23 protein-coding genes are annotated in these 21,088 nt (G+C 60.0%); 8 read left to right on the plus strand and 15 right to left on the minus strand.

Features of this window, described 5'->3' with window-relative positions; all coding sequences use genetic code 11:
* Nucleotides 1-2: 2 nt before the first annotated feature.
* From SIB38_RS06725 to SIB38_RS06735, 3 genes are all read right to left on the minus strand, one after another.
* Nucleotides 3-1,205: a UbiH/UbiF family hydroxylase gene (locus SIB38_RS06725; protein WP_294117753.1), complete on the minus strand. Its 1,203-nt coding sequence runs from the start codon at nucleotides 1,203-1,205 to the stop codon at nucleotides 3-5.
* Between the two features lie 62 nt (nucleotides 1,206-1,267).
* On the minus strand, nucleotides 1,268-1,474 hold the full coding sequence (locus SIB38_RS06730; protein ID WP_412551664.1) for a hypothetical protein: 207 nt from the start codon (nucleotides 1,472-1,474) through the stop codon (nucleotides 1,268-1,270).
* 217 nt (nucleotides 1,475-1,691) lie between these two features.
* A complete protein-coding gene (locus SIB38_RS06735; RefSeq protein WP_294117749.1) occupies nucleotides 1,692-2,336 on the minus strand; it encodes a pyrimidine 5'-nucleotidase in 645 nt (214 codons plus the stop codon).
* A gap of 126 nt (nucleotides 2,337-2,462) precedes the next feature.
* Between SIB38_RS06735 and SIB38_RS06740 the strand changes: the two genes are divergently transcribed.
* Nucleotides 2,463-3,101 carry a GntR family transcriptional regulator gene (locus SIB38_RS06740; RefSeq protein ID WP_294117747.1) on the plus strand — a complete coding sequence of 213 codons (639 nt, stop codon included), beginning with the start codon at nucleotides 2,463-2,465 and terminating at the stop codon, nucleotides 3,099-3,101.
* On the opposite strand, the gene SIB38_RS06745 is transcribed toward SIB38_RS06740, so the two are convergent.
* From SIB38_RS06745 to carA, 3 genes are all read right to left on the minus strand, one after another.
* Entirely contained in the window at nucleotides 3,102-3,251 is a 150-nt protein-coding gene (locus SIB38_RS06745) for a hypothetical protein (protein WP_294117745.1), read from the minus strand.
* 240 nt (nucleotides 3,252-3,491) lie between these two features.
* Nucleotides 3,492-5,057 (minus strand): glycosyltransferase family 2 protein, encoded by a 1,566-nt coding sequence (locus SIB38_RS06750; protein ID WP_294117741.1) that lies wholly within the window; start codon nucleotides 5,055-5,057, stop codon nucleotides 3,492-3,494.
* 113 nt (nucleotides 5,058-5,170) lie between these two features.
* The gene (gene carA, locus SIB38_RS06755) at nucleotides 5,171-6,325 is read right to left on the minus strand and encodes a glutamine-hydrolyzing carbamoyl-phosphate synthase small subunit (RefSeq protein WP_412551665.1); all 1,155 of its coding nucleotides are present in this window, start codon (nucleotides 6,323-6,325) and stop codon (nucleotides 5,171-5,173) included.
* A 182-nt stretch (nucleotides 6,326-6,507) separates the two neighbouring features.
* Here carA and SIB38_RS06760 point away from each other — a divergent pair, with 182 nt between their 5' ends.
* Nucleotides 6,508-6,978, plus strand: coding sequence for a GatB/YqeY domain-containing protein (locus tag SIB38_RS06760; protein WP_294117737.1), 471 nt, complete (start codon nucleotides 6,508-6,510; stop codon nucleotides 6,976-6,978).
* Between the two features lie 62 nt (nucleotides 6,979-7,040).
* On the opposite strand, the gene SIB38_RS06765 is transcribed toward SIB38_RS06760, so the two are convergent.
* The 4 genes from SIB38_RS06765 to SIB38_RS06780 all read right to left on the minus strand — a co-directional run bounded on the left by SIB38_RS06765 (nucleotide 7,041) and on the right by SIB38_RS06780 (nucleotide 11,233).
* On the minus strand, nucleotides 7,041-7,631 hold the full coding sequence (locus tag SIB38_RS06765; protein ID WP_294117736.1) for a hypothetical protein: 591 nt from the start codon (nucleotides 7,629-7,631) through the stop codon (nucleotides 7,041-7,043).
* 88 nt (nucleotides 7,632-7,719) lie between these two features.
* Entirely contained in the window at nucleotides 7,720-8,526 is an 807-nt protein-coding gene (locus SIB38_RS06770; protein ID WP_412551666.1) for a phytanoyl-CoA dioxygenase family protein, read from the minus strand.
* Between the two features lie 64 nt (nucleotides 8,527-8,590).
* Nucleotides 8,591-9,415 (minus strand): IclR family transcriptional regulator, encoded by an 825-nt coding sequence (locus SIB38_RS06775; protein ID WP_294117732.1) that lies wholly within the window; start codon nucleotides 9,413-9,415, stop codon nucleotides 8,591-8,593.
* A 165-nt stretch (nucleotides 9,416-9,580) separates the two neighbouring features.
* A complete protein-coding gene (locus tag SIB38_RS06780; protein ID WP_412551667.1) occupies nucleotides 9,581-11,233 on the minus strand; it encodes a long-chain-fatty-acid--CoA ligase in 1,653 nt (550 codons plus the stop codon).
* A 191-nt stretch (nucleotides 11,234-11,424) separates the two neighbouring features.
* Between SIB38_RS06780 and SIB38_RS06785 the strand changes: the two genes are divergently transcribed.
* Genes SIB38_RS06785 through SIB38_RS06795 form a run of 3 tightly spaced genes read left to right on the plus strand, consistent with a single transcriptional unit; the run spans nucleotide 11,425 to nucleotide 15,773 of the window.
* Entirely contained in the window at nucleotides 11,425-13,509 is a 2,085-nt protein-coding gene (locus SIB38_RS06785) for a 3-hydroxyacyl-CoA dehydrogenase NAD-binding domain-containing protein (RefSeq protein WP_412551668.1), read from the plus strand.
* A 4-nt stretch (nucleotides 13,510-13,513) separates the two neighbouring features.
* Nucleotides 13,514-14,701 (plus strand): acyl-CoA dehydrogenase family protein, encoded by a 1,188-nt coding sequence (locus SIB38_RS06790; protein WP_294117727.1) that lies wholly within the window; start codon nucleotides 13,514-13,516, stop codon nucleotides 14,699-14,701.
* Between the two features lies 1 nt (nucleotide 14,702).
* Nucleotides 14,703-15,773, plus strand: coding sequence for an acyl-CoA dehydrogenase family protein (locus tag SIB38_RS06795; RefSeq protein WP_412551669.1), 1,071 nt, complete (start codon nucleotides 14,703-14,705; stop codon nucleotides 15,771-15,773).
* 49 nt (nucleotides 15,774-15,822) lie between these two features.
* On the opposite strand, the gene SIB38_RS06800 is transcribed toward SIB38_RS06795, so the two are convergent.
* Complete coding sequence (locus SIB38_RS06800) at nucleotides 15,823-16,278, minus strand: YHS domain-containing (seleno)protein (protein WP_294117721.1); 456 nt, start codon at nucleotides 16,276-16,278, stop codon at nucleotides 15,823-15,825.
* 255 nt (nucleotides 16,279-16,533) lie between these two features.
* Between SIB38_RS06800 and SIB38_RS06805 the strand changes: the two genes are divergently transcribed.
* Together SIB38_RS06805 and SIB38_RS06810 are read left to right on the plus strand one after the other, a co-directional pair.
* On the plus strand, nucleotides 16,534-16,722 hold the full coding sequence (locus SIB38_RS06805; RefSeq protein ID WP_412551670.1) for a hypothetical protein: 189 nt from the start codon (nucleotides 16,534-16,536) through the stop codon (nucleotides 16,720-16,722).
* A gap of 3 nt (nucleotides 16,723-16,725) precedes the next feature.
* On the plus strand, nucleotides 16,726-17,298 hold the full coding sequence (locus SIB38_RS06810; protein WP_412551671.1) for a substrate-binding periplasmic protein: 573 nt from the start codon (nucleotides 16,726-16,728) through the stop codon (nucleotides 17,296-17,298).
* 70 nt (nucleotides 17,299-17,368) lie between these two features.
* On the opposite strand, the gene SIB38_RS06815 is transcribed toward SIB38_RS06810, so the two are convergent.
* The 4 genes from SIB38_RS06815 to SIB38_RS06830 form a co-directional block, all read right to left on the minus strand.
* On the minus strand, nucleotides 17,369-18,571 hold the full coding sequence (locus SIB38_RS06815; protein WP_412551672.1) for an acetyl-CoA C-acyltransferase: 1,203 nt from the start codon (nucleotides 18,569-18,571) through the stop codon (nucleotides 17,369-17,371).
* A 74-nt stretch (nucleotides 18,572-18,645) separates the two neighbouring features.
* Complete coding sequence (locus SIB38_RS06820) at nucleotides 18,646-19,128, minus strand: MaoC family dehydratase (protein ID WP_294117714.1); 483 nt, start codon at nucleotides 19,126-19,128, stop codon at nucleotides 18,646-18,648.
* A gap of 199 nt (nucleotides 19,129-19,327) precedes the next feature.
* Nucleotides 19,328-19,465 carry a hypothetical protein gene (locus SIB38_RS06825; RefSeq protein WP_412551673.1) on the minus strand — a complete coding sequence of 46 codons (138 nt, stop codon included), beginning with the start codon at nucleotides 19,463-19,465 and terminating at the stop codon, nucleotides 19,328-19,330.
* Between the two features lie 240 nt (nucleotides 19,466-19,705).
* A complete protein-coding gene (locus tag SIB38_RS06830; RefSeq protein ID WP_412551674.1) occupies nucleotides 19,706-20,335 on the minus strand; it encodes an adenylate/guanylate cyclase domain-containing protein in 630 nt (209 codons plus the stop codon).
* Nucleotides 20,336-20,539: 204 nt separating this feature from the next.
* Here SIB38_RS06830 and SIB38_RS06835 point away from each other — a divergent pair, with 204 nt between their 5' ends.
* Nucleotides 20,540-21,052, plus strand: a complete 513-nt coding sequence (locus SIB38_RS06835; protein WP_294117709.1) for a CoxG family protein — start codon at nucleotides 20,540-20,542, stop codon at nucleotides 21,050-21,052.
* The last annotated feature ends 36 nt before the right edge of the window (nucleotides 21,053-21,088 follow it).

Here is a 21,088-nt window from a genome sequence, read left to right on the forward strand (position 1 = left end):
GATCAGCGCACGCCCAGCCCCATTTGCATTAGCGTTTTGCGCACCGGTGCCAGCGAATAGAGTGCGTTGAGGCCTAGCGCGCGGGCGTTGCGTAGCGGTTGCGCTTCGGCCATGGAGGCACGGTTGAGCATGTCGATGCCTTTCACGCGCAGTTTGACCTCGGTGAAGCGTTTGCGGTGGTAGCGTTCCAGCATGCGCTCACTGCCCAGATCGGCGGGGTCGGCTTTGGCGAGTTCCAGCAGGACGCGCATGTCACCCAAACTCATGTTCAGACCTTGCGCGCCGATGGGGGGCACGACGTGGGCAGCCTCAGCCACCAGCGCGAGGCGTTGGCTGTAGAGCCGGTCGGCGGATTGCGAGATGATTGGCCAGATGGTGCGGTTGGACGCCAGCGTGAGGGGGCCAAAGAGAGCGCAGCTGCGCTCTGTCATTTCGGCCTCAAACTCGGCCTTCTCCATTGCGAAGAGTTCTTGGGCACGCGGACCACGTTCCATCCAAACCAGAGCCGACGACGGCATGCCGTTGTGGTCGGGCAGTGGCACCAGAGTGAAAGGCCCGCCGGAGCGGTGGATTTCGGTGGAGACATTGGCGTGGGGGATTGGGTGGGTCACCGCCAGCGCCAGGGCTTTTTGCCCATAGCGCGTGGTTTTGGTGCCGATGCCTGCGGCCTCGCGCATCGGGGAGTTGCGGCCATCCGCGGCGATCACCAGACGGGCACGGGTTTGGCTGCCATCGGAGAGGCCGACGCGCGCTTCATGTGTGCGGGTGAACAGCGTGGTGGTGCCACAGCCCATGCGCAGATCGACATTGGGCAGCTCTTCCAGTCGGGCAATCATTTCGCGGCGCAACAGCCAGTTGGGCAGGTTCCAGCCAAAGGGCTGTTCGGAGATGTCGGAGGCGTCGAAGTCTTTCACGATGCGCGGCTCGGCAACTTCTCCACCGGCATCGACGATGCGCATGATTTGCAACGGGGCGGCGTGGGCATCGAGACGTTGCCAGAGGCCGGCCTCTTCCAGAAGCGTGCGGGCCGGTTGCAGGAAGGCGGTCGTGCGCATGTCCGCACCAGCGGCGTCCCGCTCGGTCACGGGCGGGGCCGGGTCGACGCATTGCACGGAAAATCCGGCAGCGCCAAAGGCGGCGGCGGCAGTCAATCCGGCGATGCCGCCGCCGGAAATCAGGATGTCCACTTGGGGTGTCTCAGTCATGGCAAAGGCCTCCTGCGCGGCACCTTACGCCTGGCTGAAACCGGTTCCAAGGGGATGAAATGTCACCCTCGGGAAATCAGCACCAATGCGAGGTAGATCACAGGGACCAGGGCCACAGCAGGCATGTAGAGCCCGGGAATACCGAACAGGACAATCGAGGTGCCCCAAAGCGCCACGAGCAGGGCGATGCCGGCCCAAACCCAGGTGGCCGGGTCCAGTTTGGTTTTGGTTTTTGGGGTGGAAATGTCAGACGCAGAGGCGAGGATCATGAGGACATTCCTTTACAGGGCCCGCGCCGGGGTGGACGCGGGGAACAGGGAGGATAACGCTAAGAGTTAGCACTGTGGGACACGACACTGCCGCGCTTCCCCTGATCCCTCAGATCTGTCAGAAAGGCTCTCCTGCCGAGTGGATTAGATATGCATCCGGGCTGCATCTTTAAAACTGGCACCTTGTCGCAGTGCGACGAGATGCCCGCCCCGACTTTTAGCGCAGTTTTGACAGAAACGTCGGCAGGTCGTCGGTGTGAAAATGGATGTGGTCGTGGTCCAGCGGTTCCGGGGCGACGTGCACGGTGCGCATGCCCATGTCATGGGGCGCTTGCAGGTTGCGTGGATCGTCTTCGAACATGGCGGCGGTTTTGGTGTCGACGCCGTCTTTCGTGAATATGGTCTCAAAAGCGGCGCGTTCGGGCTTGGGCAGGAAGTTGGCGTGTTCCACGCCGTAGATTGCATCAAACAGCCCGTCGAGGCCGCGCGCGGCAAGCACGCGTTCGGCGTAAGGCGCGGTGCCGTTGGTGTAGACAATGCAACGGCCGGGCAATTCTTTGATGTATTGCGCCAGCAGGCCGTCGGCCTCCAGATGATCGAGCGAGATGTCATGCACGTCGACCAGATAGGGCGCCGGGTCCACGTCATGCTCGCGCATCAGGCCAGTGAGCGTGGTGCCGTAGCGCGCCCAGTAGTCTTGGCGTAGCTGGTTGGCTTTGGGGCGGTCCACGCCCAAGGCCTTCATCACATAGTCGGTCATCCGCACCTCGATCTGATCAAACAGACGGGCTTCAGGCGGGTAGAGGGTGTTGTCGAGATCAAACACCCAAGTGGAGACATGTGAGAAAGACTGCTTTGGCATACGGGCGTGATACGCGGGGTGGTGGTCTGACGCAACGGGGAATGGGTTTTTTCAATGTGTCGTTGGGGTTGCATCAATTGGCGCAGCGCGTAGTCTGGCCCGCAGGACAATAAAGGATCGCGCCACATGTCGCAGACGACACGCCCGAACAAAGATGCCTACACGCTGATTTTGGAAGCGATTGATGTGGGCGTTTTTAAGCCGGGGGATCGGCTGGTGGAGAGCGATCTGGCGGAGCGGTTTGGCATGTCACGCACCCCGATCCGGGAGGCGTTGCAGCGGCTGGAGACGCAGTCGCTTTTGGCGCGAGATGGGCGCAGCCTGATTGTGAACTCGTTGGATCACAACCAGATGGCGGAGCTCTATGTCGTGCGGGGCGAGTTAGAAGGGCTGGCGGCGCGATTGGCGGCACATCATGCGACCACAGAAGAGGTCAAAGTGCTGCAAGATATGGTGGATGCGGACAAGGAACGCGTGGACGACTCTTCCGCTCTCGCCCGGTCAAATCGGCGGTTCCACAAGCAAATCCATCTGGCGAGCCACAACCGGTATCTGGTGCAACAGCTGGACCTGGTGCACCGCTCAATGGCTTTGATGGCGACCACCTCGATTGCGGTGGAGGGTCGCGGTGAGGACACGTTGGTGGAGCATCAGGCGATTGTGGATGCGATCACCGCACGCGATGGCGATGCGGCGGATGCGGCCTTGCGCGCGCATATTTCGACGGCTTTTGTGACCCGTCTGAAGCAGGAAAACTCTGACTAGTCAGTCGGTGTTGCTGGCGTGACAGGTGCTGTGGTCGACGGCCTCGGCGGTTTTGCCGTGGCTGGTTTTGTCCCAATAAAATGGCGCGAGTACCATTTCGACCAAGCCCTTGTAGGCGGCCAGTGTGGCAAGCGGGAAGTAGAAGAGCATCGACAAAATCCACGGGTAGAGCCGGGGGCGTTTGCTCTTGTGGACGGCGGTGATCCAGAGCGCGCCGTTGGTGGTGCCGGACAGCAGGAGCGTAGCGACGAGGATCAGCAGGGTTTCTTGTGGCAGCGTGTCGGTCAGAGGATGAGGCAGGCCAAAGGCGGCCCCCCAAAGCAGCCACAGGAAGGGCGCCAGAAGAAACTGGCTGATTGTACAGAGAAAGAGCGTCTGGAAGCCGAGAAATTACCGTGGGCCGAGATCTTGCCATAGCTGGCGCGGGTTGCGCATGTGCACGATGTAGGTGGCCATGTAGCCTTTAAGCCAGCGGGAGCGCTGTCGAATCCATGGGATAACATGGCAGTTCGCCTCTTCTTTGGTTATCGTGGGGAAGAGCTCCGTGCGATAGCCACGTCGAGCAAGGCGGATGCCAAGGTCAGCGTCTTCGGTGACGTTGTGGCTGTCCCAGCCACCGACCTCTTCGATCAGGTCGCGGCGTAGAAACAGCGTGGTGCCGCCCAAGGGAACAGGGAACCCAAGACGGGTGAGGGTTGGTAGGACCAATCGGAACCAGGCGGCATATTCGATGGCAAAGCAACGTGACAGCCAGTTGGTGTAGGGGTTGTAGTAGTCCAGCACCCCTTGCAGGCAGGCCACATCAGAACCGGCGTGGGCAAAGTGATAGGCGACATGCTCCAGCTGATCCGGCGCGGGGGCATCTTCGGCGTCCCAGATGCCAATGATCTCACCGCGGCAAAACGGCAGGGCGTAGTTGAGGGCGCGGGGTTTGGTGGTGATGCCGGAGCCGGTGGGCACCTCGACCACACGCATCCAACGGGGCAGGCGGGTTTGAGCGATGGTGGCTTGGGTGAGCTGGTCTTTCTCTTCGAGGACCAACACCACGTCGAGCAAGGCTCGGGGATAGGTCAGCCGCGTGAGGCGGCGGATCAGGGCGGTGGCGATTTCGGTTTCCCGATATAGCGGCACCATCACGGAGATGCGTGGCAATCGGGCGCGGCGGCCGTTGCGGGTCAGGTTGGCGGGCAACGTAAACGGCGCTGCGGCGGACCAACGCAGCGGAGGGATCGGTGGGGCGCCACCTTTGGGCCAGAGGTGAAAGCAGAGGGCGGCGATGCGCAGGCTGGTGGCGGCCAACAGCGTCACAATGGTCCACCAGTTAAGCAGGTGCAGCGCCAGGTTAGGGATGGGCACGGCGGCAAATACGAGCAGGAGCAACAGGCTGACAAACAGGCAGTGACGCAGAGCGGTGCCATGGGCAAAGCGGCGGCAACTCTCCGCTTCCGGCACAGACGACTCGGCGGCTTCGGTCAGAGCGCGGCGGTGATGTAAGGCGACATGGGCTCGCAGCTGTTTGGCATCGGTGAGCGCAAAAAGCGCCTCGCGCAGATGGGGAGGCAAAACAGCGCGCAGGTCATCGAGATGATCGGCGCGGCCGGTGACCAAAATGACGGTGCCGGAAATTTTGGCCCAAGGCAACACGTTGTGCTTGAGACAGAAGGCGGGCGGCAACAGATGCGCCGCCGACTCTGAGGGTGGCGTGCGGGTCAGATCGACTTGGCGCAGGTCTTCGGTACGGGCTTTGAAGCTGCGGAAAGCCGCATGTGTGACCCAGCCCTGGGCGGTCAGGATTTCGGTGAGGGTGGCATTCCAGGACGATTGGCAACGCAAGGCGAAGAACAACTGCCATGGGGTGACCAAGCCTGCCTCGATCAGCGCGCGGGCCAAAGGCAGCCGCGCCGCGTCCTGCGGATGATGCCGTTGGGGAGACTGCTGAAGAGGCGTGGTGGCCATACCGCACACCTAACTCGCTAAAACATACTGTTTTAGCCTGTGCGTGTATGGTTAATGCAAAGTTAACGTATGGCGAGCGGGTCGCCATACGTCGGGTTTTCCCTACCTGTGGATCAGGCGCGCGCCGCCATGGCGGCGGCGAAGTTCTCAAACAGGTAAAAGCTGTCCTGTGGGCCCGGAGAGGCCTCTGGGTGGTGCTGTACGGAGAACACCGGCTTGTCTGCGAGGCGGATGCCGCAGTTGGAGCCGTCAAACAGGGAGACGTGGGATTCTACCACACCTTCGGGCAGGGTCTGTGCGTCCACTGCAAAGCCGTGGTTCATCGAGGTGATTTCCACCTTGCCAGTGTCGTGGTCTTTCACCGGGTGGTTTGCCCCGTGGTGGCCGTGGTTCATTTTCACGGTCTTTGCCCCCAGCGCGAGCGCCAGCATTTGGTGACCCAGGCAGATGCCAAACACTGGAATGTCGGCTTTCAACACGTCTTGGATCATCGGTACAGCGTATGCGCCGGTGGCCGCCGGGTCGCCCGGGCCGTTGGACAAGAAAACGCCATCCGGGTTGTGCGCGAGCACCTCTTCGGCGGTGGCTGTTGCTGGCAGGACGGTCACGTCACAGCCCACAGAGGCCAGGCAGCGCAGGATGTTGCGTTTGGCGCCAAAATCGACAGCCACAACCTTGTGCTTTGGCTCGGTCAGCTTTGGGTAGCCATCCGGCCAGGCCCAGCGCATTTCGTTCCAGTGATAGCTTTGAGCGCAAGTGACTTCTTTGGCCAGATCCAGACCTTCGAGACCGGAGAAGGCGCGTGCCTTTGCGACCAGCGCTTCGGTGTCAAACGCGCCATCCGGGTTGTGGGCCAGTGCGACGTCTGGCGCGCCTTGTTGGCGGATCGCGCGGGTCAGGCGGCGGGTATCGATGCCGCCAATGGCAATGCGGTTCCGGGACGCGAGCCAGTCAGACAGTGTGTTTACGGAGCGCCAGTTGGATGGCTCGGTTGGGTCCCATTTCACAACCATGCCCTCCGCCACCGGATCGGCGGTTTCATCATCTTCCGGGTTTACGCCGGTGTTGCCGATGTGAGGGAAGGTGAAGGTCACAACCTGGCCCGCGTAAGACGGGTCGGTCATGATTTCCTGATAGCCGGTCATGGCGGTGTTAAAGCAGAGCTCCGCCACTGTTTCGCCGGTGGCGCCAAAGCCACGTCCGTAAAACAGAGTGCCATCAGCAAGAGCGAGGCAGGCGGTCGGGTGATCGGGGGTCGATGCGGTCATGGGCGAGTCTCCGGCTGGCAAATTGGCAGATGCATATGTCGCTGGGCGGCGGGCGTCAAGCAGATGTGTGTTCTCAGTGACCCCTTATTTTAAAGGGTTTGGTCAAAAAACGCGATGGTTGCGAGTCGCGAGGCGTTTATATAAGGTCGCATGCTTATGTTTGACAGCAATTGGCAAGAAGAATGGCACTCAGAGAAGACATCAACAGCGCGCTGAAACAGGCGATGCGTGACCGCGCGGCGGACCGGCTTTCTACTTTGCGTCTGATCATGGCTGCGATCAAAGATCGTGACATTGCGGCGCGTGGCGAAGGCGAAGAAGGCGGCAGCGGTGTGTCGGACGCGGATATCCTGTCGATTCTCGCCAAGATGGTGAAGCAACGACAGGAAAGCGCGCGCACTTATGAAGAGGGTGGCCGTCTGGACCTGGCGGAGCGGGAACTGTCCGAAATCACCATCATCGAGGAATTCCTGCCCAAGCAGCTCAGCGATGACGAGATTGTCGAAGCTGTGAAGGCGGCGGTGGCTGAGGTTGGCGCGGAGTCCATCCGTGACATGGGCAAGGTCATGGGCGCGCTGAAGGCGAAATACACCGGCCAGATGGATTTTGGCAAAGTCGGCCCGATGGTCAAAGATCAACTCGCAAACGGCTAAGATGATCGCTTGAGATTTGAAGCGGCCTCGCCTGAAACGGCGGGGCCGTTTTTTGTTCTGGATTAGTCCACGACGCCCGCGCCGGTGAAGCCACATTCGTCCATGGCTTTCACATAGGACGCGGTGAAGCCGCCCAGGAAAAAGGTGGCGAAGACGTGCCCGCCAACCACGGTGTCGAGTTGGCCGTTTTTGCGCATGGCGCGAAGCACCCATTGGCTGTCTGGGTGGTCAAAACGGAAGGTCGCTTGGGCAAAGCCCTCTTCGTCAAAGTAGCCGGTGACCACGGCGTCCATGCTGTCTTCATCATCAAAGCGGATGTAGATGGCCTGGGCGTCCTGCATCACGGTGGGGTGTCCGCGAAAGGCGCTTTCACGCACTTCGACGCTTGGGAAAAAGTGAGGAGGACCGGCGTCGCCGTTGCTGATTTCCACGCTCAGGGTGGGGTTGCCGTCGCCACCGGTGAAGGCGGTGCAGGTGCGGCGCAGGTCTTCGCCGGTGTCGATGGTTTCCGCAACCACTTGCCAAGAGCCGTAGGACCAGTATCCGCTGTCTACAACAGTGGGGGCGGGCGGTGCTGCACTGGTGGTTGGGGCTTGCGCGGGCGCAGTGGTATTGGCGGTGAAGGCCAGAAGGCCGGCGGCAAAGAGGTTCATAAAAGCGCGTTCCTATGTTGTCAGGCGGCAGGGTTGCAGAGAAACCCTGACAAACCTTTGACGAGAATAGGGCTTTGCGCGTTTTTGCCTAGGATTGTTTCGAGGTGCGGGGCCACAGCATCGGGAACCAGTCTTCGCGCAGCTTTTGGCCTTGTGTCATATCGTGGCCCGGGAACGGTGGAGACGTGGGGCCGGGGCGGTCCACATAGCGGGCATCATCCCCAAGAAGGCGCAGGGAAAAGGCGCGGCGGCGTTGGGTGGCGGTGTTGCCACGCGCGCCGTGCAGGATGTGGTAGTTGAAGGCCACCGCGTCGCCGGGTTCCATTTCCCACTCTAAAACGCGCATGCCGTCGGCGTCGGGATCAGGGATCGGCATGTAGTCGTCTTTGTTGGGGAAGAAGCTTTCCTCGGAAACCCAGCGGGTGGGCAGGACCGGCTTTTCCCATTTGTGGCTGCCTGCGACCATGCGCAGGGTGGCGTCTTTCACCGGATCAAGCGGCGACCAGAAGCTGATGGTTTGCTGGCCTTCGACAAAGTAATACGGCCCGTCGGTGTGCCAGGGGGTGGCCATCGAGGTGCCGGGTTCTTTCACCAGGACATGGTCGTGGAACATTTGGACTGTGTTGGATTGCATCAGTTGCGCGGCGACCTCGGCGGCCTTCGAGGTTTCGATCACCTCTTGGAATTCGGGGATGCGCTGCCAGTTGCAGTAGTCGTCAAAGAAGCGGCCGGTTTGGCCTGCTTTTTCGTTGTTAGACGCATAGGGGCCGGGCTCTGCAAGGTTGCGTTCGACGCCCTTGCGCAGGGTCTCGACGTGATCGGCAAACAATCCCCGGATCAGGACAACGCCGTCCTGTTGGTAGGTGTCGATGTCCTTGGCTGTGATTGTGGCCATGATAGCGCCTCCCCAAAAGTGCGATGGGCACGGTGGGGTGCAACTAGGAAAGCGTCAAGCGGATTTAGATCTGGGTGGCGTGCAGGCGTAAGGCCTTGGCGATCTCGAGCAGGCGCGGGCCGAGGTCGTTTTCCATGCGGTCTCTGGTCAGAAAGGGCGCGGGGCCGCCGAGGTTGAGGGCCATGTCTGGCGCTGCGTCGCTCTCCATGGGGAAAGGCACCGCGACCGAGTGCACGCCTTCGTGCCAGTCGCCGTAGTTCACGTAGAAGCCTTTTTCCGCGATCTGCGCAGCGGCGGTGTTGATGCCGTCGAGAATGGCGGGCCAACGCTCTGGGCCGTGGTGTTCCGCCAAAGCTTCGAGGATTTCGGCGCGTTCCTCCGGCTTGCAGCCCGCGATATAGGCGCGGCCCATGGCGGAGCGGGCCAGCGAAATACGGGAGCCAACGCCCAATTGCAGCGACATCATGCCGTGGTCTGCGCGCGCGCAGGCGAGGTAGGTCACGGTGTGATCGTCGCGCGCACCAAGAGCCACTTGCACGCCGTCGCCCGCATAATCCGCGAGGCGCTGCATGTGGTCTTTGGCAGCGTCGCGGATTGGCATGGAGCCGAGGCAGGCAAAGCCCAGGCTGAGGGCGGGCACGCCGATGCGGTAGCGGCCGGTTTGCTCATCATAAAGCAGGTAGCCGGTTTGCAGCAGCGTGTAGGTTAGGCGCGAGATGGTGGAGTTGGGCAGGCCGGTACGTTCGGCAATGTCGCGATTGGACAGACCCGCGCGGTCGCGGGGGCGGAAGCAGCGCAGCACGTCCAAGCCGCGCGACAAGGCGGTGACAAATTGGCGGTCTGTTTCGGGAGCTGGGGCGTCGCTGGCGACGGAAGTGCGTTTTCTCATTAATTTGGCTCGCGGCAATGCGTTTGAGGGCTGCGCCTGACTGGGTGGGCGCAGAATGCGCCTGCAGAGGGGCAGGCAGGCGCAACCCGGCGGTGCCGGGTAAGGAAAGGCAAGTTCGGGCTCATGGGCAGGCGTCTATTTCCGCATGGTGGAATTTTCTATGCGTCATGAGAGCTCTTTCCACAAGACCTTGCCGACGCCGGATTTCGGCAACGCGTCGATGAACTCTACGATGGTTGGGCATTTGTAGGCGCTCATCTGGGTTTTGCACCACTGGATAATGGCGTCCTCCGTGAGTGTGTCGCGGGACTCGGCTTTGGGCACGACAAAGGCTTTGACACATTCGCCGCGCCGGTCGTCTTTGGCGCCAACAACGCAGCATTCGGCAATGTCGGGATGGTGCAGCATCAGCATTTCGATTTCGGCAGGCCAGACTTTGAAGCCTGCAGCGTTGACCATGCGTTTGACGCGATCGACCATGAAGAAATAGCCGTCTGTGTCGCGATACCCGATGTCACCGGAGCGAAAAAACGGCACGCCGTCAATCTCCACAAAAGCCTCGGCGGTGGCCTCGGGGCGTTGCCAGTAGCCGGTGAAGTTTTGCGGGGCGTGCATGACAATCTCGCCAACTTCGCCATGGGGCAGTTCTGTGTCGCCGCCGATTTCCAACACGCGGCTGTCGACCTCATAGATGGGCTGGCCCAAGCATTGGCGCTTGGGCGCGTCGATAGGATTGATGTGGGTGGCGGCCATGGTTTCGGACAGGCCATAGCCTTCGATGTAGTCTAGCCCGGTCATGCCCTTAAGTCGCTTGGCAATCGCGTCTGGCATGGCGGCGCCTCCGCCGCCGATCATTTCCAAGGTGGAGAGGTCATAGCTGTCAAAATCCGGGTCGTTCACCAGATCAATCGCCATGGTCGCAATCGAGCGCCAGCGGGAGATTTTGTAGCGTTGGATCAGGCCTGCGGCCAGTTTGGAAGACCAGCGCGGCAGGATCACGTTGCGCCCGCCGGTCAGGATCGGCGCGCACATACCGCCAACCATGCCGGTGACGTGGAAGAACGGCAGCGCGGCGAGATGCACGGTGTCCTCATGCGGTGGGTTCCAGATCACGCTGGCGTAGAGAGAGGCCAGAAAGGTGCGATGTGTGTGCATGCAACCTTTGGGCTGGCCGGTGGTGCCGGAGCTGTAGGGAATGACGGCGAGGTCATCGCTGGTGGTGTCGCGGGGGGCGGGCACATGGCCTGCGTCTAGGGCCAATTGGAAGCCGGTTATGCCAAGGGCTGCGGCGTCCTGTTCCGACATAGCCTGTGCCAGGTTGGACGGGATCAGGTCAAAATCTGCTTGTCCCATGTCGGTCATGCGGGTGCCGATCAGCGTGGCTAGGTCGCCGCGCTTGAGGGCGGGTAATATGTGCTCGGACAGCTCCAACGCGCAGATGGCAATCTGGGCACCGGTGTCCGCGACGAGATAGTCGATCTCGGCCTGCTTGTTCATCGGGTTCACGGGCACCACAGCGCCGCCCGCGCGTAGGATGGCAAAGAAGCTGATGATATATTGCGGGCAGTTTTGGGTGTAGAGCAGCACCCGGTCGCCTTTGGTCAGGCCGACGTGTTGCAAATAGCCAGCCAGTGCGTCCACGTGGGTGGCGATGTCACGGTAAGTGTAGTCCGCGCCATTGTAAGTCACGGCGATGTTGTCGCCCCACTTGGCCACGGCTTCATCCATGCTGACATCAATTGGCTGATCTGGTCGGTCAAAGGTCCAGTCTTTGCCAGTGGGCCAGAAATCCGGAATGCGGGCGTTGGGGTGTGGCATGGTGCCGTCCTTTGATCTTGCGTGTCCGCGCGGGGCGTGAGCCAGCCTAGCGTGGCTTTGCGGGATTTCAGCGGGAAATTTTGCGCAAGTGTCGTCGCGTCGTTTTTTGCAGGAAGGCCGCGAAACAGATGTTCGCGTGGCGGAAGCCGCCGTAAACTGGGGCCAACATGTAGATGCGAGGGAGGCTCACGATGGGCGAGAAAAAGGTCACCGTGGAATTTGTGGAAGATGTGGCGCTGATCTGCATTGATAACCCGCCGGTGAACGCCAGCGGTGTGGCTGTGCGGCAGGGGATTGTCGATGCTTTGGAAGAGATCAAGGCGACGGGGTCCTCGAAAGCAATTGGTCTCTACTGCGCAGGGCGGACGTTCATTGCCGGGGCGGACATCACAGAATTTGGCAAGCCGCCATTGGAGCCGGGCTTGCCGGAGGTCTGCAACATTCTTGAGGACAACGAGACACCGATTGTGGCGGTGATCCATGGCACGGCGCTGGGCGGTGGTCTGGAAACTGCGATGGGCTGTCACGCGCGGGTGGCGGTGCCGACGGCGAAGGTGGGCCTGCCAGAGGTGCTTTTGGGGATTCTGCCGGGGGCCGGTGGCACACAACGCGCGCCGCGTTTGTCGGGTGTTGCCAATGCGTTGGACTTGATCCTGTCGGGGCGTCATGTGCCTGCGAAAGACGCGTTGGCGATGGGGCTTGTGGACCGTATCGACGAAGGGGAGCCACGCGCCGTGGCCTTGGCGGCAGCGAAGGATGTTGTGGCGGGCACGTTGGCGACGCGCCGGACGGGGGAGTTGACCACAACGCCGGATGATGCGTCGATTGAGGCGACCATGGCTGCGGTGCAGAAGAAGCACCCGCATCTGATTTCACCGCAGAAATGTGTGGAGTGCGTGGCGGCCTCGACCGGGAATTTCCAAGAGGGGCTGGCGTTTGAGCGGGCGCGGTTTATGGAGTGTTTGCCGTCGCCGCAGTCCAAAGGCTTGATCCATGCGTTCTTTGGCGAGCGGGCGGTGGCGAACATCCCAGAGAAGAAGGCGCAGCCGCGTGATATTGCGTCCATTGGCGTGATTGGCGGCGGGACCATGGGCTCTGGCATTTCGACCTCGGCTTTGATGGCCGGGCTGCCCGTGACGTTGATTGAGGTCTCGCAGGAAGGTCTGGATCGTGGCGTGGCGACGATCACCGGCAATCTGGATGGCTCGGTGAAGCGCGGGAAAATGAGCCAAGAAAAGCGCGATGCGGCACTGGCAAAGCTGACGGCCTCGACCGAGATGGAGAGCCTTGCAGACGTCGATTTGGTGATCGAGGCGGTGTTTGAGAAAATGGAGATCAAGAAAGAGATCTTCACCAAGCTGGACGCGATCTGCAAAGAGGGTGCGGTGCTGGCGTCTAACACGTCTTATCTGGATGTGGATGAAATCGCGGCGATGACCAAGCGGCCGCAGGACGTGTTGGGGCTGCATTTCTTCTCGCCCGCGCACATCATGAAGCTGCTGGAAGTGGTCGTTGGGGCAAAGACCGCGCCAGAGGTGGTGGCGACGGGCTTTGCGCTGGCCAAGAAGATGCGCAAGGTGGCTGTGCGGGCTGGTGTCTGTGACGGGTTCATTGGCAACCGCATTTTGGGGCACTACCTGAAAACCGCGAGCTATCTGGTGCTGGATGGGGCTCATCCCGATCAGGTGGACAAGGCGCTGGAAGGCTTTGGCTTTGCCATGGGGCCGCACCGCGTGGGCGATCTGGCCGGATTGGACATCGGTTACATGACCCGCAAGCGGCGCGAGGCAACCCGTCCGGCGGAGGAGCGCTACAGCGGGGCGATTGCCGACCGGCTGAGCGAAAACGAGTGGAACGGGCGCAAGACCGCCAAAGGCTATTTTGTCTATGAAGGCCGCGAGACGTTGGAGAACCCGGACCTGAACGCCATCATCGACGAAGAGCGCGCCAAAGCGGGCATCACGCCACGTGAATTCAGTGACGAGGAGATTGTCGACCGCTACATGACCGCGATGATTTCAGAGGCCGCGCGGGTGGTTGAAGATGGGATTGCGCTGCGCCCGGTGGATGTCGATGTGGTGTTTCTGATGGGCTATGGCTTCCCGCGTTTCCGTGGCGGACCGTTGCACTACGCGGACACGATTGGTGCGGCGGAGCTTGTGAAGCGGATCGAGGCGTATGCGGAAGAAGATGCGCATTATTGGCAAGTGCCTGCACTGCTTCGGAAAATGGCCGAGGATGGCAGCAGCTTCGCCGATTTGAACAAGGGGAAGTGACAGCATGGACCTGAGTTATTCCAAGGAGGATCTGGCGTTTCGCGATGAGGTGCGCGCCTTTCTTGCCGAGCACCTGCCGGAAGAGATTGCCAGCGCGGTGCGCTCCGGGGGCGAGCTAACCAAGGCGATGATGGAAGAATGGCACGCCATTCTGAACACGCGCGGTTGGCTGGCGACAATCTGGCCCAAAGAGTTCGGTGGTCCAGGATGGAGCCCGGTGCAGAAGCATATCTTTGAGGAAGAATGCTGTCGGGCTTATGCGCCGCGGATTGTGCCCTTTGGGTTGAATATGCTGGGGCCGGTGCTGATCAAATTTGGCTCCAAAGACCAGCAGGCGCATTACCTGCCGCGTATTCTGGACGGCACCGATTGGTGGTGTCAGGGCTATTCCGAACCCGGCGCAGGGTCGGATTTGGCGTCGCTCAAAACCAAGGCTGAGCGGGACGGCGACGAATGGGTCATCAACGGTCAGAAGACCTGGACCACCTTGGGACAGCATGCTGATTGGATTTTCTGCCTGTGTCGCACGGATCCAGACGCCAAGAAGCAGGAAGGCATCAGCTTTATCCTTGTCGATATGGCGACGCCGGGCATTGAGGTGCGCCCGATCAAGCTGATCGAAGGTGGGCATGAGGTGAACGAGGTGTTCTTCACCGATGTGCGGGTGCCGATTGGCAACCTTGTGGGGGAAGAGAACAAAGGCTGGACGATTGCCAAGTTTCTGCTGACCCATGAGCGCACGGGGATTGCCGGGGTGGGCTTCTCGATGCAGGCTTTGGAAGAAGTGAAGGTGATTGCACGTAGCACAATGCGCGGGGGCAAGCCTTTGATCGAAGACCCGCTCTTTGCCGCGCGGATTGCGCAGGCGGAGATTGATCTTGAGGCGATGAAGATCACCAATCTGCGCATGCTGTTCAAAGCGCAGGAGCAGGGCGCGCCGGGGCCAGAGACATCGCTTTTGAAAATCAAAGGCACGGTGATCAATCAGGAACTTAAGGATCTTGCGCGGCGGGCCTTGGGCCCAGCGGCGGCACCGTTCCCCGGCCATGTCACCGAGGGCAACCTGATGTTTGGCCCGGCGGATACTGAGCACAACGCGGCGCGGTATTTCAACAACCGCAAAACCTCGATCTTCGGTGGGTCCAACGAGATCCAACGCAATATCGTGACCAAAACCATGCTGGAGCTTTGAGATGGACTTTAATCTGACCGAAGAACGCCAGATGTTGGCGGACACGTTGGGGCGGTTTCTGAGTGAGCAATACCCTGTCGAGCACCGGATCAAGGTGGCCTATGAGGCGCCGTATCATGATCCTGCGCTGTGGGATCAGTTGGTGGAACTGGGCGCGCTTTATGCGCTGGCGCCTGAGGATGCTGGCGGCATGGGCGGCAGCGGATTTGACATTTCCGTGGTGTTTGAAGCGCTTGGCAAGGCGTTGTGTCCTGAACCTGTACTAGGCGCGCTGATGGCGTCGCGGTTGCTGGCGGCGGCGGGTGCGGATCAGGAGGCGTTGCTGACCGGGGTCACGAGATACGCGGTGGGCATCACCGAGATCGATGCGCCGTATGAGCTGGACCAGATCGCCACGGTGGCCACGGCCAAAGGGGACGGGTTCACTCTGTCGGGGCGTAAGTCCACCGTGTACGGCGGGCAGGTGGCGGATGTGGTGCTGGTTGCGGCGAAACATGGCGACGGGTTGGGTGTGTTTGCCGTGAATGCAAGCGACGCCAATGTGACCGGCTACGGCATGATGGACGGCGGCGGCGCGGCAGAGGTGCTGCTGGATGACACGCCCGCGACGTTGGTTTTGTCGGATGCAGAGGCAGCTTTGCAAGATGCTGTAAACGCAGGGATTGTTGCGCTCTGCGCGGAGGCTGTGGGCGCGATGGAAGTGACCCATGCCACCACCGTAGACTACTTCAAACAGCGCAAGCAGTTTGGCATCCCTATTGGCAAGTTTCAGGTGTTGCAGCACCGTGCGGTGGACATGCTGACCGAGATCGAGCAGGCACGGTCGATCACGATCAAAGCGGCGGCCGAGCTAGGCGGCGATGATGCGCCCAAATATGCGTCGATGGCCAAAAACATGATCGGCCGTGCGGCGCGGTTGGTGGCGGAAGAGAGTATTCAGATGCACGGCGGGATCGCTATGACTTGGGAATATGCGGTGAGTCATTATGCCAAGCGGTTGATTATGCTCGACGCGCAGCTGGGCGATACGGATTATCACTTAAGCCAAGTGATGAAAGGTTACGCGGCTTAAGTTGTTGCCCTATTCAAAAGGCGCGCCCGTGGTGGCGCGCCTTTTGCTATTAACCTAAGATGCCCGGCCAGTTGGCAAGGCCTTTGGTGATGTTGCCGGGAATGTTCTGACGCCAGAGTTCCTGTGCACGCAGGTTGGCGTTGAGGTAGAGTACGTCCTCGTGGATGGTCCAGGCTTTAGGGATGGTTGGTGCGAGGTAGCCTTTGGACGCGGCATAGGCGCAGTATCCGCCAAAACGCGGCGCATAAGTCTCTGGATTGGCTTGAAATTTCGCCGCGTTTTGCGCAGTGGCAAAGCGCCAGGTCGCGCCGTTCCAGTCTACCAGGTTGGCGGGGGAGCCTTCGACCGGTTTTTGCTCGGTGAAATAGGCCACCGGGTCGTATCCATTGATCGCGATGGGGTTTTGGAACACCTCCGGTTCGCGGGCCAAGGCACGTTGCGGGGTGAGCGCGTAGGCAAGTGGAGCGGCGGCAAAAAGGCCAAGGGCGGCGCGGCGTGTGAGCATGGTTGTTCCTCCTATGTTGGAGGCAATATACGGGTAAGTCGAGATTTAGGGAGCAGGCTTCACCGGGCTGTGATTGCCTGTGAGGGGCAAGTCAAGTGGAAGTTGCTTGGACCAAACCAGGTTTACCGGTGAGGTCAGTGAGTCCAAATCGACATTCTGTATGAAGCCAAAATCAGAAATAAACATCAATTTAATCCTCCCAGACGAGCGTTTTGTCCAGCTTCGAAACGCTTTCACATCTGGAGGACAAATAAAATGTTGAAACGTGTAGTCTATGCAGCGGCTCTGGCCTGCGCGACGGCAGCGACCGTAGTTACGGCTGCCCCAATCAAGCTGGTTCAGGATGAGGCGTATGCGCCCTACATGGGATTGGAAAACGGCCAACCGACTGGAATTGGGGCTGATTTTATCGATGAAGCCTTGTCTCGCGTCGAAGGAGAGTAAGACGTGGTGTTGGAAGCCGTGCCTTGGTCGCGCGCTGTTAAGTTGGTTGAGATTGGGCAAGCACACGGTTTGATTGGAACCTACTACCGTCCAGAGTCCCGTCCATGGATAGGAACGTATTCGACCTCGCCGGTGACCGAGAAAGTGTCGGTCTATTGTCGAGAAGGCGTAGCCCAATCGGATTGGGCTTATCCAGCAGATTTTGCAGGTTTGACCTTTGGCAACAACGCAGGGTTTGGCACGCCTGGCAAAGCTTTTTTTGACATGGTGGAGGCGGGGACGATCACGTTACAAGAGGCCCAAACCACTGAGCAAAATCTGAAGAAGCTCGAGAAAGGGCGCATTGATTGTTATGTGCAGGAGCAGTTGGCGGCAGAAATGGTGATCAACGGCAAAGGTCTTAAAGGCGTGGTGCGCGTTTTGGATGCCTCTGCAGAGACCGCCCATATTGGGTTTCGCGCGGATTGGCAGGATGAAGAATCCCAAAAATTCATTGCGGACTTCAATGCTGCGTTACAATCCATGATGGATGACGGGACTGTGGCAGAGATTGTGTCACGTACAGTTGGCGGCTGAGACAGTCTTTTCCGACTGTCGAGCGCGGTGCCGGCTGCGGCGCCGCGCTTTTTCTTTTGAAGTTAAGTTGTTACAGAACTTCAAACAGACCCGCGGCGCCCATGCCGCCGCCAACGCACATTGTGCAAACAACATATTTTGCGCCCCGGCGTTTGCCCTCGATCAGGGCGTGGCCAACCATCCGTGCGCCGGACATGCCATAGGGATGCCCGATGGAAATGGCGCCGCCGTTCACGTTTAAGATTTCGTTTGGGATGCCCAACACGCGGGCGGAGTGCAGCACCTGACAGGCGAAGGCTTCGTTGAGTTCCCAGAGACCGATGTCGTCCATTGTCAGGCCGTGCGCCTTGAGCAATTTTGGTACGGCATAGATCGGGCCAATGCCCATTTCGTCCGGCTCCAGCCCGGCTGCCATGACGCCAACGTAACGTCCCAGCGGCTCAAGGCCTTGTTTTTCGGCCATTTTGGCCTCCATGATCACCGAGGCGGAGGCGCCGTCTGACAGTTGGCTGGCGTTGCCGGCGGTGATGAATTGGCCTTCTTTGACCTGCTGGCCGTCTTTGAAGACGGGGTTCAGGCCTTGCAGGTTTTCCATGGTTGTGGAGGGGCGGTTGCCTTCGTCTTTCTCAAGCGTAACCTCTTGGAAAGAGATCTCTTTGGTCTCTTTGTCCATCACGCCCATTGTTGAGGTCAGTTGCACAATCTCATCGTCAAACTTGCCCGCGGCCTGCGCGGCGGCGGTGCGTTGTTGGGATTGCAGCGCGTAGGCGTCTTGATCTTCACGGGTCACTCCGTAGCGGGCGGCGACGATCTCGGCGGTTTCCAGCATGGACATGTAGAGCGCCGGTTTGTGTTCCTTGATCCACGGGTCGACGCGGCGGTCCATGCGCATTTTGTCGTTTTGCACCAGAGAGATGGACTCCACGCCGCCGCCGATGGCGACGTCCATGCCGTCGTGCACAACCTGCTTTGCTGCCGTGGCAATGGCCATCATGCCGGAGGCGCATTGGCGGTCGAGCGACATGCCCGCAACGGTGACAGGCAGGCCCGCGCGGATCACGGCTTGGCGGGCGATGTTGCCGCCGGTGGCGCCTTGCTGAAGCGCGGCGCCGATGATGCAGTCTTCGACTTCATGACCTTCCAATCCAGCGCGGGAGACCGCGTGAGACACCGCGTGGCCGATGAGTTCCTGCGCCTGGGTGTTGTTGAACGCACCGCGGTAAGCCTTGCCAATTGGCGTGCGGGCGGTGGAGACAATGAGGGCGTCGCGCATGGGGAAATGTCCTGATTTTTCACGTCGGTATTGCGGCTGTATCGCGGCTGTTTTGCGGAGGTACGTTTTGAGCCCTAGCTGGCTTGCGCGTAGGTCTCGACGCCTTGCTCAAAGCGCAGGTTTTTCCATTGCGCCACCAGCGCCGGTTTGTCCTCGCCTTTGATTTCGACAGTCACATTCCACTGCATCTCGATCACACCGGGCTGCGGCTCGGAGTATTTTGCCAATGTGAAACGGCCGCGAATTTCGGCGCCTGCTTTGACGGGGGCGACAAAGCGCACGCGGTCAAAGCCGTAGTTGATGCCGGTGCTCTCGGCTTCGGTACGGGGCACGGCGTCGGCGATCATCTGGCTGAGGAGGGAGAGCGTCAGGAAGCCGGGGGCCACGGTGCTGCCATAGGGTGTGTCCTTGGCGGCGTCCGGATCGGTGTGGATGGTTTGCGCTTCGCCGGTGGCTTTGGCGAAGGCGTCGATCATGGCTTGATCGATTTTGACCCATTTGGAGAGGCCAAATTCGCAGCCCACACCGTCTTCGAGTTTGAGAATTCTAGAAATCATGTGACCGGCTCCCAACCCTTGTTTCTCACAATATTCTGCAGTGCGAAATTTAGTTTCACTTGTGACTAGGAGACGGGATTCGGAGCGATCTGTCAATATGCGGAAGTTAATTCCGCTTTGCGGAATTTGCTGGGCGGCACGCGAAGGGTGGCCCTCCGAAACGACGGAGAAGGAGCATCGCCTGTGTTGTTTGGTTGGTTTAGGTGCGTTTGCGGGTCCGGCGCATCAGGGCGGCAAACCCCAGAGCACCTGCTGGCCAGATGGCCCAGAAGTATCCATCCCACGAAAACAGATTGATGAGCACCAGTGCTGTGACAACCGCTGCGCCACGGAGCATGGCTGGACTAAACCGGGTGTTGGCCCAAAGGGGTGCCGCTTGAAAAAGCCACGCTGTGAGCAGGGCGAGGCCGGGCCAATGGGCCCAGAGTCCGCGCCCGGAGATCATGTCGATCACACACAACGCGCCAAAGATCAGGGCAAATTGTTTGCCGCGCGTCCGTAGCGCGACTTCGGCGTCGTCGTCCCCTGCGTCGGAGGAGGCAGATTGGGGGCGCTCCTTGTTGAGGACCTCATCAAACTAATCATCAGGCCAAGAGCTTGCTTTGGCTGCGAAGGGCGCGGCGCTTTGCGGCGCAACATTGGGAGTTGCGCGCTCTGGCTCCGGGATGTGCATTTTGGGATAGGCGTTGGCCATGTTGGCGACGCAGTAGACCTGCACACCTTCGGAGAAATTTTTTGGGTGGCGTTCACCGATGTAGTCAAAGCCAACGGTGAGTTTGCCGCGCACTTGGTCGTACACCTGCTGAGAGATCAAAATGCCCCCCGGTTCCGCCATGCTTTGCAGGCGCGCGGCGAGGTTGACGCCTTCTCCAAGTCGGTCCTTGCCATCCACCATGACATCGCCAAGGTGTATGCCAATGCGGAAATTAATTGCCATTTCAGGGTCTTGCCGCTGATCGCCCAATTCGCGTTGGACCTCGATGGCGCATTGCACCGCTTCGACCACAGAGGGAAATTCGGCAATCAAGCCGTCCCCTGCGGTGTTGGCCACGCGACCATGATGGCGGGCAATGAATTTCTTGAACACGGCACGCGCGGCTTTGAGGGTGCGCAGGCCTTCTTCCTCGTTCAACTCCATCACACGGCTGTAGCCGGCGGCGTCTGCTGCAAGAATGGTTGTCAGCTTTCTTTGGATGTCGGAGGGCATCGGAAACTCTTATGTTAATGCGATTAACTTATCTGGTCGTGATATGGTGTTCTACTGCGTGGGATCAACCCCAGTATACACATGATTGTGTCCCATTTTTGAGAAAGGGTGTCGCGCTTGCGATCTGCTACGACCTTGGTGTGCTTGCAGCGGTTTGTGCATCTGCCTAGGTTGGCGACAACGAGCCACAGGAGGAGAGCCAAAATGCATATGAGTGATCAACGCGAAATCGCGGCCCCGGTGGCGGACGTCTGGGCGGCTTTGCTCAGCGCGGACAGCCTGCTCCATTGTGTGCCAGGTGCAAAAGACGTGACCGGCAACGCCGAGGAGGGTTTTGAGGCCACTGTGGTGCAGAAGGTTGGGCCGGTGAAGGCGACCTTCAAAGGCAAAGTCGAGCTGTCCAATCTGGTGGAGGGTGAAAGCCTGACACTGACCGGTGAAGGCAAAGGTGGCGCGGCCGGGTTTGCCAAAGGTGGCGCGGATGTGACGCTGGCTCCGAGTGAAACGGGTACGCTGCTGAGCTATGAAGTGGACGCCAAGGTGGGTGGTAAGCTGGCACAGCTGGGCAGCCGGTTGATTGACGGCTTTGCCAAAAAGATGGCGGATCAGTTTTTCACCAATTTGCAGACCTCGCTGGAAGGGCCAGCGGATGAGGGCGAAGAGGTGGCGGAAGAGGCCCCGAAAAAGGGTCTGCTGAAGCGGATGACTGGCGGCTAAGCCACGCAAGAAATCCTTTGCATGTAAAACAGATTG

The sequence above is a fragment of the Shimia sp. MIT910701 genome (assembly GCF_047126315.1).
Classification (GTDB): domain Bacteria; phylum Pseudomonadota; class Alphaproteobacteria; order Rhodobacterales; family Rhodobacteraceae; genus Shimia.

What these genes read in the sequence shown, in the direction of transcription:
- SIB38_RS06725 (WP_294117753.1), bottom strand. Translation starts at nt 1,205, where the DNA reads ATGACTGAGACACCCCAAGTGGACATCCTGATTTCCGGCGGCGGCATC.
- SIB38_RS06730 (WP_412551664.1), bottom strand. Translation starts at nt 1,474, where the DNA reads ATGATCCTCGCCTCTGCGTCTGACATTTCCACCCCAAAAACCAAAACC.
- SIB38_RS06735 (WP_294117749.1), bottom strand. Translation starts at nt 2,336, where the DNA reads ATGCCAAAGCAGTCTTTCTCACATGTCTCCACTTGGGTGTTTGATCTC.
- SIB38_RS06740 (WP_294117747.1), top strand. Translation starts at nt 2,463, where the DNA reads ATGTCGCAGACGACACGCCCGAACAAAGATGCCTACACGCTGATTTTG.
- SIB38_RS06745 (WP_294117745.1), bottom strand. Translation starts at nt 3,251, where the DNA reads ATGCTCTTCTACTTCCCGCTTGCCACACTGGCCGCCTACAAGGGCTTG.
- SIB38_RS06750 (WP_294117741.1), bottom strand. Translation starts at nt 5,057, where the DNA reads ATGGCCACCACGCCTCTTCAGCAGTCTCCCCAACGGCATCATCCGCAG.
- carA (WP_412551665.1), bottom strand. Translation starts at nt 6,325, where the DNA reads ATGACCGCATCGACCCCCGATCACCCGACCGCCTGCCTCGCTCTTGCT.
- SIB38_RS06760 (WP_294117737.1), top strand. Translation starts at nt 6,508, where the DNA reads ATGGCACTCAGAGAAGACATCAACAGCGCGCTGAAACAGGCGATGCGT.
- SIB38_RS06765 (WP_294117736.1), bottom strand. Translation starts at nt 7,631, where the DNA reads ATGAACCTCTTTGCCGCCGGCCTTCTGGCCTTCACCGCCAATACCACT.
- SIB38_RS06770 (WP_412551666.1), bottom strand. Translation starts at nt 8,526, where the DNA reads ATGGCCACAATCACAGCCAAGGACATCGACACCTACCAACAGGACGGC.
- SIB38_RS06775 (WP_294117732.1), bottom strand. Translation starts at nt 9,415, where the DNA reads ATGAGAAAACGCACTTCCGTCGCCAGCGACGCCCCAGCTCCCGAAACA.
- SIB38_RS06780 (WP_412551667.1), bottom strand. Translation starts at nt 11,233, where the DNA reads ATGCCACACCCCAACGCCCGCATTCCGGATTTCTGGCCCACTGGCAAA.
- SIB38_RS06785 (WP_412551668.1), top strand. Translation starts at nt 11,425, where the DNA reads ATGGGCGAGAAAAAGGTCACCGTGGAATTTGTGGAAGATGTGGCGCTG.
- SIB38_RS06790 (WP_294117727.1), top strand. Translation starts at nt 13,514, where the DNA reads ATGGACCTGAGTTATTCCAAGGAGGATCTGGCGTTTCGCGATGAGGTG.
- SIB38_RS06795 (WP_412551669.1), top strand. Translation starts at nt 14,703, where the DNA reads ATGGACTTTAATCTGACCGAAGAACGCCAGATGTTGGCGGACACGTTG.
- SIB38_RS06800 (WP_294117721.1), bottom strand. Translation starts at nt 16,278, where the DNA reads ATGCTCACACGCCGCGCCGCCCTTGGCCTTTTTGCCGCCGCTCCACTT.
- SIB38_RS06805 (WP_412551670.1), top strand. Translation starts at nt 16,534, where the DNA reads ATGTTGAAACGTGTAGTCTATGCAGCGGCTCTGGCCTGCGCGACGGCA.
- SIB38_RS06815 (WP_412551672.1), bottom strand. Translation starts at nt 18,571, where the DNA reads ATGCGCGACGCCCTCATTGTCTCCACCGCCCGCACGCCAATTGGCAAG.
- SIB38_RS06820 (WP_294117714.1), bottom strand. Translation starts at nt 19,128, where the DNA reads ATGATTTCTAGAATTCTCAAACTCGAAGACGGTGTGGGCTGCGAATTT.
- SIB38_RS06825 (WP_412551673.1), bottom strand. Translation starts at nt 19,465, where the DNA reads ATGCTCCGTGGCGCAGCGGTTGTCACAGCACTGGTGCTCATCAATCTG.
- SIB38_RS06830 (WP_412551674.1), bottom strand. Translation starts at nt 20,335, where the DNA reads ATGCCCTCCGACATCCAAAGAAAGCTGACAACCATTCTTGCAGCAGAC.
- SIB38_RS06835 (WP_294117709.1), top strand. Translation starts at nt 20,540, where the DNA reads ATGCATATGAGTGATCAACGCGAAATCGCGGCCCCGGTGGCGGACGTC.